Origin of the sequence: Treponema sp. B152 (assembly GCF_024181665.1) — a bacterium.
Classification (GTDB): Bacteria; Spirochaetota; Spirochaetia; order Treponematales; family Treponemataceae; genus Treponema_B; species Treponema_B denticola.
Genome location: NZ_CP058668.1, coordinates 1281790 through 1294817, shown reverse-complemented (window position 1 = coordinate 1294817; position 13028 = coordinate 1281790). Strand labels below are relative to the sequence as shown.

Here is a 13028-nt window from a genome sequence, read left to right as displayed (position 1 = left end):
GTAGGGTAGGAGTGAGATATGACTGAACATACGCTGGAAGTTTTGCAGTTTTCGAGGATAAGAGAAATTATTGCCTCCTATTGTGTAACTGATGAAGGAAAAGAATTTTGTTTAAAAAAGAATCCGGATACGGATATTAAAAAAATAGAAGAAGAAAAAAAATTAGGGATTGATTTTTTAAGTCTTTTAAGGGCATATAAGGCTCCTCCAATCAAATATAGGCCCCCTGTTCTTCCCTTTCTTGAAGGAATAGAAGTTGAAGGAGCTGCCCTTGATATTGAAGGCGTTTATTCGGTCGGTCTTTTAGCCTTATCCGTTTTTTCTTTACACGAATGGTTAAGCCCATTTTTAGAAAATGAAGACCTAAATGAAAACTCGATTGTTTCCTTTGTAAAAAAAATACCCGATATGCTCCATCTAAAAAATCTTGTATTTTCTTTTATAGATGAAAACGGCGAATTGCAAGACCTTCCTTCTTTGAGGGCAATAAAAAATAAGATACGCTCTATAGAGGACGACATAGATAAAACTATGCGGAATTATTTTACAAATGATGCAACCCGTCAAATGCTTCAATCCAATCTTCCTACGGTCAAAGACGGAAGGCAGGTTATAGCCGTAAGATCAAATTTTAAAGGAAGGATTCCGGGTATCATTCATGAGTATTCTCAATCGGGGCAAACCTTTTATCTTGAACCGGAAGAAATAGTTTTAAAGAATAATGACCTTATCGCCGCTCATGCCGAATATGAGCGTGAGCTTTTAAGGCTATTGCAGGACTTGACTTCCCAAATTGCAGAGCATACCGAAAACATAAAAGAGGCCTGTGAAGCAATCACAAAATTGGATTGTGTTGCCGCCGCTTCCCGATGGGCTCATTCCAATAATTGTGTTTTTGCAGGCAGTATAGATTTAGGCTTAAGCCATTCAATAGGCAAGGACGGAAGCCATGATTCAAAAGGAACCCCTCTTGCTTTTTATCTTCATCAAGCCCGGCATCCCCTGCTTGGAAAATCGGCGGTTCCTATAGACCTAAAATTATCTAAAGATGATAGGGTGCTTATTATAACGGGCCCGAATACCGGAGGAAAAACCGTAAGCTTAAAAACGGCAGCTCTCTTTGCTCTGATAAACCAAACAGGCTGGCCGGTTCCTGCAGGCCCTTTGACCCGTCTTCCTTACTTTGATTTTATAGCCTGCGATATAGGTGATGAGCAGTCTATGGATCAATCCCTTTCTACATTTTCGGCTCACATGAAAAATGTTTCCGAAATTATAAGGAGGGCAGGGGATAAAAGTCTTATAATTCTTGATGAGCTTGGAAGTGGCACGGATCCTCAAGAAGGTTGTGCAATAGCTATGGCAGTTCTCGATGATCTTTTAGAAAAAAAAGCCTTTGTCTTTGTTACAACCCATCATGGTGCCTTAAAAAATTACGGCTATAGTAAGGAGTCCTGTGTAAATGCCTCGGTCGAATTTAATCAAAACACATTGAGCCCCACCTATCGGATACTAATGGGCGTTCCCGGAGAAAGCCATGCCGTTGACATAGCCAAGCGGAACGGTCTTCCGGAACATATAATCGAAAAAGCTCACACCTATTTGGGAAATAACAGGGCCGATGTTTCCGATCTTATAAAGGGCCTTATTCAAAAGCATGAAGACCTAAACGAATTTGAACTTCAAAAAAAAGAAGAAGAATTAAAACTTAAAGAAGATAGGCGGCGTTCCGATTTAAAAGAACTTCAATTAAAACAAAAAGAATTGGAGCTGAAAAAAGACGGAATAAAAAGGCTCGATCTCTTTTTTGAAGAAAAAAGAAAATTTCTTGAAAACCTTGTGCGGGAGCTGAGAGAGGGAGAGCTAAGCCGAGAAAAAACTTTAAGCGTCAAAAAATGGATTGACGATTTTGAAAAAGATTTGGGCAAAGAACATGAAGCACTTAAACTTGAACAAACAAAAATAGACGAAAGACTTCATTCTTCAAAAGAAAAAAACAAGGCCCCTCAAAATCCTGAGCTCCGCGAAGGCACAAGGGTTATAATAAAAAGCCTCAACCGTAATGGAGAGCTTATCCGTGAAGAAAAAAAAGGAAAGTGGCTAGTTGCCGTAGATAACTTAAAACTTACTATTGCAGAGGACGACATGGAGGCTTGCGAAAATCAGGAAAAGCTTAAACTTTCCAAACCCCTTGTCAGCATTATAAGCGATACAAGTGCTCCTTCTTCCCGTCCTTCTTTTGAGCTCCGCCTCTTAGGAATGAGGGCTGAGGAAGCTCAAAAGGCCTTGCAGGATCAGATGGATCTTGCCTTGGTGCACGGTATCACCGAATTTGCCATTATTCACGGAAAGGGGCATGGAATTCTTCAAGAATTGTCTCACGATTTTTTAAAGAGAAGTCCCTATGTAAAGGCTTTCCGTTTTGCAAAGCCGGAAGAAGGCGGATCGGGAAAGACGATAGTAAGCCTCGGCTAAGTCAGTACCGCAGCTAACGCGGGCTAATTTGATTCAAAATTTTCTATTACATAAAAATCTACGGGGAACCAATTTTCGGGAGCCGCTATTTCATCGGCTATTTCTCCTATAGGAACATGGGCCGTAGTTTCACAGCCAAGGTAATCTCTGCCGTTGTGAGTAAAACATGTTCCGCTTCCCGGACAGTCTACTGCGGCTATGGCATGGGATTTATTCGGAGAAACCAAAAGGACGGCATCTATGTTCATCTGTTTTAGCATTAGCACCATAAGAAGAGCCCTGCTGTCGCAGTCTCCTCTCTTTTCTGTAAGGGCTTGAGGTAAGTTTATAAAATCGCTTCCTTTTCTGTCTCTTTCATAGTTAAAATTTTGAACTAAAAAAAGCAGCTCTTTTGCCGCTTTTTCGGCAAATCCGTTTTGATTGTTTTCATCAAAGAGCGAAGTATATACGGCAAAGGAAGCAGGAGCTATGCGGTTCCATGCATCCCTAAAAATTATCTTATAAAAACGCTGCCAAGCTGCGATTAAATTATCATGATTTAAATACATAGTCAAAACAGAAAATTCCCTGTCAATTACAGACTTGTTTGCTTCCGCATCGGATTCGTTTATCGTAAAGGATATGTTTTTATTGTTAAAAGTATACTCGATAGTTTTCTCTTTTGTTTTAGGATATAGGGCTGTTGTAACCGGCCCGGGCTCAAAATAAGACATTGTATCGGTATAAACCGTGTCAATGGAAGAAATCATAAGGTTTTCGCATTCCTTTGCCTTATCCTTGTCGGTATAGGTAAGAAGAACCAGCCAGCCGGTTTTATTGGGCAGCTCAAGGCTTAAAACCCAGCCTGAAAGCTCCTTAGGTTTATATTTTTCGGAAGGCGAATATAAAAACGATACCGACGATAAAAGAGCTTCCTTATTTCTCCATACAAAAGGCACATCCTTATGAGTCATTTTTAGCTGTTTAAAAACATGTTCTGCCGCTTCTTTTACGCTCTTAAATTGGGGCTCTTCATACAAGGCAATTTGTAAATCAACCGGCAGAATAGCATGCTGAAAAAGATATCTTTCATTTCCTTCTCTATTGGCTAAAACAAAATCCTCAGGCAGGTCGAGTGCATAGCCCCATGAAGGGGAATACATTTGTTCCGCCGAAAGAGAAACACTTAAAAAAAAGAAACAGCTTAGAAACAAAAAAAATAATAAAACGTTTTTCTTCTTCATTTTTTTCCTCATATCGCCCTATAATTATAACTTATTTTTAATAATAATACTATAGTTTTAATATAAAATTTACTTTGCATATCCTTAAAAATTATGTTATACTGTTCGGGCTATGATTCAATTTGAAAATGATGTTTTTTATCTGGAAACCGAGAACTCAAGCTATTGGTTCCGTATAAGTCCTTACGGCCACTTGGAAACCGTGCATTACGGTAAAAAGATGGAAAGAGGCGATATACAGGGACTTCTTGTAAAAAGAACGGCACAGACAGGTTCTTCCGTTTGCTATGACGAAAAAGACCCCCTCTATGTGCTTGATAATATCCCCTTGCAATGGTCGGGAAACGGCAGAGGAGACTACCGTTATTCTCCTTGCGAAATAAGAATGCCCGATTCTTCTTTTACGCACGATTTTGTTTATCAATCCCATAAGATAGAAAAGGGCTCGAAATCTATGCAGTCCCTTCCTTCTGCCATTGACGGAAATGAGGACGCCGAAACCCTTATCATAAATTTAAAAGATATAAATGATGTCAGTATTGCACTCTACTATACGGTGTTTCCGTCCTTTAATCTTATAACAAGACGTGACGTCTTGACAAATAATAATGAAAAAGCCTTGGAAATACGCCGCCTTATGAGTATGATGATAGATCTTACGGACAGGGGCTTCGATATGTTCACCCTTGACGGGAGCTGGATTAAAGAAGCTCATCTACACAAAAAAGAAATTTCCTATGGGATGTGGGTAAACGAGTCTACAACCGGAGCAAGCTCTAACCGTCACAATCCGGGCTTTCTTGTTGCAGCTCATGGGGCAGAGGAGGATAGGGGAGAGGTCTACGGGTTCAACCTTATCTACAGCGGCAATCATTTCGGCTTTGTTCAAAAAAGTCATTTGGACTTAATCCGCATCGGTATCGGGATAAGTCCTCATTGTTTTTCTTGGGATTTAAAAAAAGGTGAAAGCTTTGAAACGCCTGAGGCTCTTCTTTCTTTTTCCGATAGGGGATTTAACGGGCTTCGTTCAAATATGCACGGCTTTATAAATAAGTGTATTGTAAGGGGTGAATGGAAAGAAAAAGAAAGGCCTGTTTTAATAAACAATTGGGAAGCCGATTTTTTTAAGTTTAACCGCCGAAGCCTTTTACGCTCTGCCCGTCAGGCAAAAAAGCTGGGGCTTGAGCTTTTTGTGCTTGATGACGGCTGGTTCGGAGACCGGAATAACGATAGTGCAGGTCTCGGCGATTATCGGGTAAATACAAAAAAGCTTCCCGGCGGAATTAAAAAACTTGCCGATAAGGTGCGTAAAATAGGGCTTGACTTCGGGCTTTGGTTTGAGCCTGAAATGGTAAACGAGGACAGCGATCTATTCCGTTCTCATCCCGAATGGGCCTTAAAAGAGCCTTTCAGGGAGCCGGTCAGAGGAAGGCACCAGCTCGTCCTTGACCTTTGTCTTAAAGAAGTGAGGGATTATATAGTTGAAAATGTCTCACGGATTTTAGATGAGGCGGATGTCTCTTATGTAAAATGGGATATGAACCGCCACATATCGGCAGCTTTTTCTCCTTCTTTAAAAAATCAAGGAGAGTTTTATCACCGATATATTTTAGGCCTTTATGAAGTCTTAACGAGGATTTTTTCTCCTCGTCCTCATATCCTGCTTGAAAGTTGTTCTTCAGGGGGAAACCGTTTTGATCTTGGAATGCTTTGCTTTTCTCCCCAGATATGGACTTCGGATAATACCGACCCTGTGGAAAGGCAGGAAATACAAGGCTCTTTAAGCCTTCTATATCCGATTTCTGCAATGGGTGCCCATGTTTCGGCCTCGCCACATCAGCAGACCCTAAGGCAAACTTCCTTGAGCACCCGCTTTAATACCGCCTGTTTCGGTGTCTTAGGTTATGAATTGGATTTAAAATTTTTAACCCATGCCGAAAAAAAAGAAATAAAAGAACAAGTTTCTTTTTATAAAAAATACAGAAAAATTTTTCAGTTCGGTTCTTTTTCGGTTATAGGTACTCATAAAGATAATCAGAGGCATTGGCAATGTTCTGACGGCAGGACTGCCGTATCAGGCCTTTTTCAGATGAAGGCACGGACTGCCGACGGGCACAGTATTTTAAAAGTTAAAGGAATGAAGGAAAATGTCTTATACGAGGTTGAAACAAAACCTCAACGCCTCTATATAAAGCGTTTCGGAGGTTTGATTAAACATGTGCTGCCCATTTCTTTAAACCCTGAGGGGCTTGTTTTAAGAACGGTAAACAAGTATTATGCTCTTTTAGATTGTGTAGAAAAATATCGAGCTTCAGGAAAGCTGTTGGACTACGGTATTCTTTTAAATAATCAGTTTATGGGCACTTATTATAATGATAAGACTCATCTTTGGGGAGACTTCGGTTCCTGTTTATTTGTAACAAAGGAGGTCATTTAAAATGAAACAAAACAGATGGACTTTCGGCCTTGGAACTATAGGCCGAGATATGGTGTACTCTTTGATAAGCATGTACCTTATTTTTTACATGACCGATGTAATTTATGTTCCTACAAATGTATTATGGAGTATTACGGTTATTGTTCTTGCAGCCCGCATATTTGATGCCTGTAACGATCCGATTATGGGTCTGATAGTAGATAATACCAAAACCAAGTACGGAAAATTTAAGCCTTGGATAGCCTTCGGAGCCTTGGCCTCAGGGATTTTTACAATCCTTCTTTTTACGGATTTCGGGATTAAGGGAGGTGCCTATGCAGTCTTCTTCGGCATTATCTATCTTTTATGGGGTGTTGCTTTTACCACAAACGATATAAGCTATTGGTCAATGCTTCCTTCCTTAAGTGTGGATCAAAAAGAAAGAGAAAAAATAGGATCTATTGCCCGTATTTGCGCAAATGTGGGGCTTTTCTTTGTTGTTGCAGGCATAGTTCCCATTACAACCGCATGGGGTAATAAGATGGGAAGCCTTGCAAAGGGATATTTTTTCTTTGCAATTATGGTTACCCTAATTATGTGGCTCGGTCAAATTATAACCTTAATAGGAGTAAAAGAACCTAAAATAACAAAACCTCAAAAACATACCTCTCTTAAAGAGCTTTTGAGCGTTATAGTAAAAAATGACCAGCTCCTTTTGACTGCAATAGCCATGACTCTCTTTATGATAGGTTATATGACCACAACCGGCTTCGGCCTTTACTTTTTTAAGTATGCCTACGGCGATGAAGGCATGTATTCCGTCTTTGCAATTATCCTGGGTCTTTCCCAAATTTCGGCCCTGATTATTTTTCCGATTTTAAGTAAATTTTTTGTAAGGCAAAAAATTTATACGGCTTCGATAATAATGGTTTTGGCAGGTTACATCCTCTTCTTTTTTGCTCCTACAAATACCATGCTTTTTATCGGTATTTCGGGAGTTCTTCTCTTTGTGGGTCAGGCCTTTATTCAGCTTATGATGCTCATGTTCCTTGCCGATTGTGTTGACTACGGTCATTGGAAATTGGGCAAACGGAATGACAGCATTTCGTTTTCGATTCAGCCCTTTATCAATAAACTTTCAGGAGCTATCGGAAACGGCATCGTAAGCGCAGTCGTCATCCTTTCAGGAATCAAAGAGGCTTCATCCGCTGCCGAGGTTACAAAGGAAGGCCTTTTAATGATGAAGGCAGCCATGCTCGTCTTCCCTCTTTTTTGTATAGCCGGCAGCTACATCCTCTACCGCCTCCGCTATAAAATCGACGAAAAAACCTATGCGCACATCTTAACTGAACTTGAAGAGCGGGGCGAGCTGGTTAAAAAGGAGTAAGGAAAGACACAGTTATTGAAATTTTATCATAATTATGATAAATTAAGTATGGGAGGTTTGCTATGAATACAATACGGCCTGTTTCAGATTTGCGTAATAATTTTGCCGATATTTCAAAGATTGTACATCAAAGTCAACAACCGGTATTTTTAACTAAAAACGGCTACGGCGATATGGTTGTAATGAGTATGGAAACTTTTGAAGATATGAAATTTGAAAGCGATATTTATTCTAAATTACAGGAAGCTGAAAAACAAGCTTCTTTAACAGGAAAACGTTTTTCATCAAAAGATGTATTTGAAGAAATTCAAAAGCTTATTAGTGAATAATGTATAAATAGGTAATTTACTGGAAAAAACGGTAAAGATTTATGACCTTTCTTATAGTTGAAGACGATGAACAGATACGCAAAGAAATAAGAACCTTTTTTAAGGCGGATTTCGATATTGCAGAAGCCTCCTCGATAAAAGAAGCTCTACCTTATCTTGATTACGATATTGTACTCCTCGATTTGAATCTTGGCGGAGAATCATCTTTACCGCTTATTTGCAAAATAAAATCGGCTTGTATAGTTATTTCCGTTCAAGATGATGAGCAAACCATTGTCAAAGCCTTGGAAGATGGGGCTTGTGATTATGTAACAAAGCCTTTTAGTCTCAATGTATTAAAGGCTCGGATACATGCAATCTTACGCAGGAACAATAATCAAGATATTGATTTAAAACTGAAAAACGGAGAGCCTATAATCCTCATCGACAATAAAGAAATTGTGTTGACAAAAAAAGAATATCAAATAATGACCCTTTTTTTAAATAATTCAAGTACGGTTTTGACTCGTGACCTTATCTTGGAACACATTTGGGACAAGGACGAAGTCTTTGTTGAAGATAATACTCTTACCGTTACGATGAGCCGCCTAAAAAACAAGATAGGCAGCTCAAGGATAGAAACTGTGAGAGGAATAGGTTACAGGTGGAAGGGTTAACATGTGCGGCTTAAAAATACGCTTTGCCGTCTATTTTTGCATTTTGGCGGCTCTCAGTTTTTTTGTTTACAAAAGTTATCAGACAAAATATACGCTCTCTCTTTCCGCCGTTTTACAGTATCTTCCCGATGAACAAAAGATTGAAGCCTTACAAAATATAAAGACGGGAAACATAAAAATCGAAATCCTTGAAAAACTCGGCTATCGGGAAGACAACTCCTTTTTTTATTTTATGCTTTGTGCCGGCTTTGTTTTGATTTTAAGTGCCTGCCTTTTGGAAAGTTTTTTTTACAGGCGGCGGCAAAAAAAAGAAATAGAAAACATATCTTCCTATCTTGATTCACTGGAAAAGGGAGCGGGAAAACTGATAACTAAAAACGGAACTTTGCTTCATGATAAGCTCTACAAACTTTATACCGAACTTCTTTGTGAACGGGAAAATGCTCAAGCCGAAAAACTTAAATTTCAAAAAAATCTGGAAGATATAGCTCACCAAATAAAAACACCCATTACGGCGATGCTTCTCTCTTTGGAAAACTCAAGCCTTACCGCCGATAATTCTTCGAAGCGGGGTACCTGTACGGATGCCTCAATGCTAAATGCGACGGTAAATTCGATGATAAAATCGCTGTACCGTTTAAATGAACTTACCGATAGGCTCCTCCATTCGGCAAGCCTTGAATCCGGAACTAAGCAGATGAAAAGATCTCCTCTTTCTGCCTATGAAGCCTGTTTGGAAGCCTATGAAGCTTGTGAAAATCTTTTTCAACAAAAAGGCATTGCCGTTCATATTGAGCATAACGATGCTCTTATAAGTGCCGACTATTACTGGATAACCGAAGCTTTTATGAACATTTTTAAAAATGCCGCCTCCTATCTTTCAAAAGGAAACTCTGTAAATGTTTTTTTTAACGAAACGCCGTTGTACACGGAAATTGTTTTTAAAGATGACGGGAGAGGAATTCAAAAAGAAGCTCTGCACTATGTCTTTAACCGCTTTTATAAAACTCCCGATTCCAATGGTTTCGGCTTAGGCTTACATATCGCAAAATCCATTGCCGAAAAAAACAACGGCACCCTTTGCGCCTACAACGAAAACGGCGCCGTATTTAAATTCTCATTTTATAAAACTTAAATTTTATCCCCTTACTTCTTCAGCTATGTTTATGCCTTGGAAGCGTTTTGCTCCAAAGCGGAAAAAGAGGTAGACGGCGGCGGCAATGAGGGCGATAATGGCAGCGAGTGCCGGGTAATTCATACCGATTAAAAAGCGTTTAAATGTAAACGAAAGGCTCAATGTTCCGTACCATAATGTTAAACCCATACAGAGCGGCAGGGTGCACAGTACCGAGCGCAGCATAAAATAAAAGTAGTCGCGCATAAGGAGAGCCTTTAATTCCGATTCCCGTATGCCGCATGATTTAAGCAAAAATATTTCGCGGCGTCGGCGCGCAAAAAACATATTTACCGCTGCGTATACGGTGGCAAGGGTAATTAGTACGCAGACGGCACAAATCGAATATAATAAAAGAGACAACGCATCGGAAGCCGATTTATTGAGTATACGCGACTTTTCACCGTCAACACTAAATCGCTCTTCTTCATATATATAATTTTTTAAAAGATTGTTATAATAGTTTTCATCTGCAAGCTGCGTGTTTTTATGTTTTTCGGTGCGGATATTCATAAAATACTGAGTAAATGTATAATCATATTCGTTTTTCGGAGTAAAATTTTCATTCAAAATACGATCCAATTCTTCCGCTGGAAGAAAAACGGTCAAATCATAATCGCTTGCTATAACGTTTTTATCATATAAAAAGCCGGAAGGAAGTTCCCTAATGTATTTTTCAACAGTGAATTCTTTTTCCGGCATATCGTCTTCGGTACTGCCCATTCCGTAAAGAGTTATGGGAAGACTTTTTATGCTTTCGTCAAAATAGGGAATGTATTGAGCCTTTGAAACTTCATCTTCAAGATTTTTTCGGACACAGTTAAGCACTACAATACCGCGGTAGTCGCTGTGTCCCGTTAGGGTTTTAAAATCTTCAGGCAAAAGGCCTGCAAAATATACCGAGATAACAGCCTTACCGTTTTCCCGTTTAAAAAGTTTACCGTCCGCTTTTTTATAAAATCCCTTTTTTTTGAATTCGCTCGACAAAAACGCTTCAGGATACATAAATGCATATTTTTGCGTGTAAATTAAATAATCCTTTTTGTTTAATTGTTCCGCCAGCCGTTGAAAGGGGGCGGGAATGCCCGTCCTATGTGTACGCAAAAAAAGACACAGATCGTAAAACCGTTCTCTTTCCCAATAATTGCGTTCTATGTGAAGCCCCGTTCCCATAAGCAAAACAAAAAAAATGATGGTAAAAGAAAAGGTAACGAGGGCGGTGCTCGCTTTAAAAACAACAAAGTTATTTTTGCGCAATTCCTCTTCAAGGCTTTTCGCCTGTCGTCTCCGCTTATCTTTTTTAAGCTCAAAGCCGCCTTTCAGTGCTTCTATAATACCCATACGGGAAAGCTTACGTGCAGGAAGACTTGCAGAAAGTGCAACACAAATAAAAACAAAGGCTGCCGTAATAAGGTTCACCACTATGCTGAACCGATAGTCTGAAATTATTTTATAAGGAGCACTTCCCACAGTCTTTTTTATAAATTCGATAATAAGATATGAAAGTATGTTACCCGGAATAAGGCTGATAAGGGCGGCAGGCAGAGCTTGCCGCAATGCTTCTTTTACCACAAGTTTTCCAAGCTGCCTTCGTGAACAGCCGATACTTTTATACATTGCAAATATCCGTATTTTATCAAATGCCCAAATGCTGTAAATATTTTTAAGCATCAGCACAAAGACAAGAACGCTTCCCAAGGCAAGATAAAGGGGAAAAAGCGTTACCGTAAGAATTTGATTAACTGAAATTTCTTCACGGTCAAAGGCTCCGTAAACTGAAAGAAGAATATCGTTGACAAAAAAGATATCGCTGTAGTCCTCGGTTTCCGGTTCAATTAAGGAGGCAAGGTCTTTTACGGTATCATATCCCTTCCACTTATTTGCAAAAACAAGGGCGATGTTTGCAGCTTTTCCTTCCCGAAATGCATCACCTAAAGCCCGTGTTTTAATAACGGGATTTGCCGGCGTAAATGCGCTGTTGTTTTTAAAAATACCGGTAACAGTAAAAGAGCGTTCTTCTTCAGGGCGGAATACTTCATCTTGTGCAGGATATTCACCCGCAGAAACAATCCGTTCATTGCCGTCTTCGGCGGAAGTTTTCCCTGAGGCTCCCTTAAGCTTAACAATGCGCTTTCCTGCGGTTATAGTCAATGTATCGCCCGTTGCAATGCCGAACCTTTCTTTAAATTCCAAAGAGATTATCAGTTCCGTGTTGTTTTGCGGAAAGCTCCCTTCAATCAGAGCATCACGGGTGAGCATACTGCCTTCCGCTTCTTCAAGCGTACACAAAATGCCCCTATATTGAATCGAAATCAAATCACGAATAAGGTAAGTTTCCTTGACATTTTTATGGGCGGCAATAAGACTGCGAACTTCCCGTGTAAAGGTTTTGCGCGTAACTGCATCATAAGGAAAGCGCTCTTTGATTGAAACAATTCTGCTTGTATAAGAAGAATAAGCTATGTTTACAAAGAGCGAAAAAAATATACCGGTCATCGTAACGGCGAGGAGGACGGCTCCGTTTTTTTTCATATCGTATTTTTTTAGACCGATTTTTTTCATACCGCTTCATCCTTCACAATTTTACCGTCCGACAATTCCACAATCCTTGAAGCGGAAAGGGCAAGGCGTTCGTCATGTGTTACCATCAAAATTGTTTGATTATATGTTTTATGTGCATATTGAAGCAGGCTCATAATCTCGTCGGTGTTTTTACGGTCAAGATTTCCGGTAGGCTCGTCCGCCAAAAGAAGGGCGGGAGCATAAATCAAGCTTCGTGCAATTGCCGCTCTTTGCTGCTGTCCGCCTGAAAGCTCATGCGGAAAACTGTTTAGCTTATTTTTTATGCCTAGTTTTTCGGCAAGGTTCATAAGTTTATCCTTGTCGATTTTTTGCTTATTGAAGATAAGCGGCTTATCGAGGATAAGCGGTAAGCTTATGTTTTTTTCAATCGACAAGTTCGGAATAAGATTATAAAACTGATAGACAAGTCCGACCTTCCGCCGTCTGAAAAGAGCAAGCTCATCTTCCGTGTACTGTGAAATGTCTTCACCCTGAATAAAAATCTTCCCCGAATCGGGCGAATCCACCCCTCCTAAAATATGAAGGAGGGTACTTTTGCCGCTCCCTGAAGAACCGACAATTGCAACGAATTCGCCCTTGTTTACCGAAAGGCTAACATTGTCCAATGCTTTTACCAGTGTATCCTCTGAACCGTAGGCCTTATACACATTTTCAATACGTATAATTTCCATAAAACCTCACAATAAAAATAATAAGAATTTTTCTTTCCGGTGAACACCATAACATATAAACCTTACATTTATGTGACACTTCTAAAATATTCTGAAAAAGCCGGCTTATGTACT

At 39.7% G+C, this 13028-nt stretch carries 9 protein-coding genes; 6 read left to right on the top strand and 3 right to left on the bottom strand.

Features of this window, described 5'->3' with window-relative positions; genetic code table 11:
- Positions 1-18: 18 nt before the first annotated feature.
- Positions 19-2475, top strand: a complete 2457-nt coding sequence (locus HYB91_RS06055) for an endonuclease MutS2 (RefSeq protein WP_002678069.1) — start codon at positions 19-21, stop codon at positions 2473-2475.
- 23 nt (positions 2476-2498) lie between these two features.
- Here the strand turns inward: HYB91_RS06055 and HYB91_RS06050 are convergent, their stop codons facing one another.
- Positions 2499-3698 carry a transglutaminase domain-containing protein gene (locus HYB91_RS06050; RefSeq protein ID WP_002678070.1) on the bottom strand — a complete coding sequence of 400 codons (1200 nt, stop codon included), beginning with the start codon at positions 3696-3698 and terminating at the stop codon, positions 2499-2501.
- A 112-nt stretch (positions 3699-3810) separates the two neighbouring features.
- Between HYB91_RS06050 and HYB91_RS06045 the strand changes: the two genes are divergently transcribed.
- The 5 genes from HYB91_RS06045 to HYB91_RS06025 all read left to right on the top strand — a co-directional run bounded on the left by HYB91_RS06045 (position 3811) and on the right by HYB91_RS06025 (position 9621).
- Positions 3811-6135 (top strand): alpha-galactosidase, encoded by a 2325-nt coding sequence (locus tag HYB91_RS06045; protein WP_002678071.1) that lies wholly within the window; start codon positions 3811-3813, stop codon positions 6133-6135.
- 1 nt (position 6136) lies between these two features.
- Complete coding sequence (locus tag HYB91_RS06040; RefSeq protein WP_002678079.1) at positions 6137-7501, top strand: glycoside-pentoside-hexuronide (GPH):cation symporter; 1365 nt, start codon at positions 6137-6139, stop codon at positions 7499-7501.
- A 62-nt stretch (positions 7502-7563) separates the two neighbouring features.
- Positions 7564-7830 carry a type II toxin-antitoxin system Phd/YefM family antitoxin gene (locus HYB91_RS06035; protein WP_002671306.1) on the top strand — a complete coding sequence of 89 codons (267 nt, stop codon included), beginning with the start codon at positions 7564-7566 and terminating at the stop codon, positions 7828-7830.
- A gap of 41 nt (positions 7831-7871) precedes the next feature.
- On the top strand, positions 7872-8486 hold the full coding sequence (locus HYB91_RS06030) for a response regulator transcription factor (protein WP_002678086.1): 615 nt from the start codon (positions 7872-7874) through the stop codon (positions 8484-8486).
- 1 nt (position 8487) lies between these two features.
- Positions 8488-9621, top strand: a complete 1134-nt coding sequence (locus HYB91_RS06025; protein WP_002678092.1) for a sensor histidine kinase — start codon at positions 8488-8490, stop codon at positions 9619-9621.
- 3 nt (positions 9622-9624) lie between these two features.
- Here the strand turns inward: HYB91_RS06025 and HYB91_RS06020 are convergent, their stop codons facing one another.
- Together HYB91_RS06020 and HYB91_RS06015 are read right to left on the bottom strand one after the other, a co-directional pair.
- Entirely contained in the window at positions 9625-12222 is a 2598-nt protein-coding gene (locus tag HYB91_RS06020; RefSeq protein WP_002678094.1) for an ABC transporter permease, read from the bottom strand.
- Positions 12219-12914: an ABC transporter ATP-binding protein gene (locus tag HYB91_RS06015; protein WP_002678096.1), complete on the bottom strand. Its 696-nt coding sequence runs from the start codon at positions 12912-12914 to the stop codon at positions 12219-12221. The genes HYB91_RS06020 and HYB91_RS06015 overlap by 4 nt, the downstream gene beginning before the upstream one ends.
- Positions 12915-13028 lie beyond the last annotated feature (114 nt).

Coding starts and splice junctions, on each gene's coding strand:
- HYB91_RS06035 (WP_002671306.1), top strand. CDS start 7,564: ATGAATACAATACGGCCTGTTTCAGATTTGCGTAATAATTTTGCCGAT.
- HYB91_RS06015 (WP_002678096.1), bottom strand. CDS start 12,914: ATGGAAATTATACGTATTGAAAATGTGTATAAGGCCTACGGTTCAGAG.
- HYB91_RS06055 (WP_002678069.1), top strand. CDS start 19: ATGACTGAACATACGCTGGAAGTTTTGCAGTTTTCGAGGATAAGAGAA.
- HYB91_RS06030 (WP_002678086.1), top strand. CDS start 7,872: ATGACCTTTCTTATAGTTGAAGACGATGAACAGATACGCAAAGAAATA.
- HYB91_RS06040 (WP_002678079.1), top strand. CDS start 6,137: ATGAAACAAAACAGATGGACTTTCGGCCTTGGAACTATAGGCCGAGAT.
- HYB91_RS06025 (WP_002678092.1), top strand. CDS start 8,488: ATGTGCGGCTTAAAAATACGCTTTGCCGTCTATTTTTGCATTTTGGCG.
- HYB91_RS06020 (WP_002678094.1), bottom strand. CDS start 12,222: ATGAAAAAAATCGGTCTAAAAAAATACGATATGAAAAAAAACGGAGCC.
- HYB91_RS06050 (WP_002678070.1), bottom strand. CDS start 3,698: ATGAAGAAGAAAAACGTTTTATTATTTTTTTTGTTTCTAAGCTGTTTC.
- HYB91_RS06045 (WP_002678071.1), top strand. CDS start 3,811: ATGATTCAATTTGAAAATGATGTTTTTTATCTGGAAACCGAGAACTCA.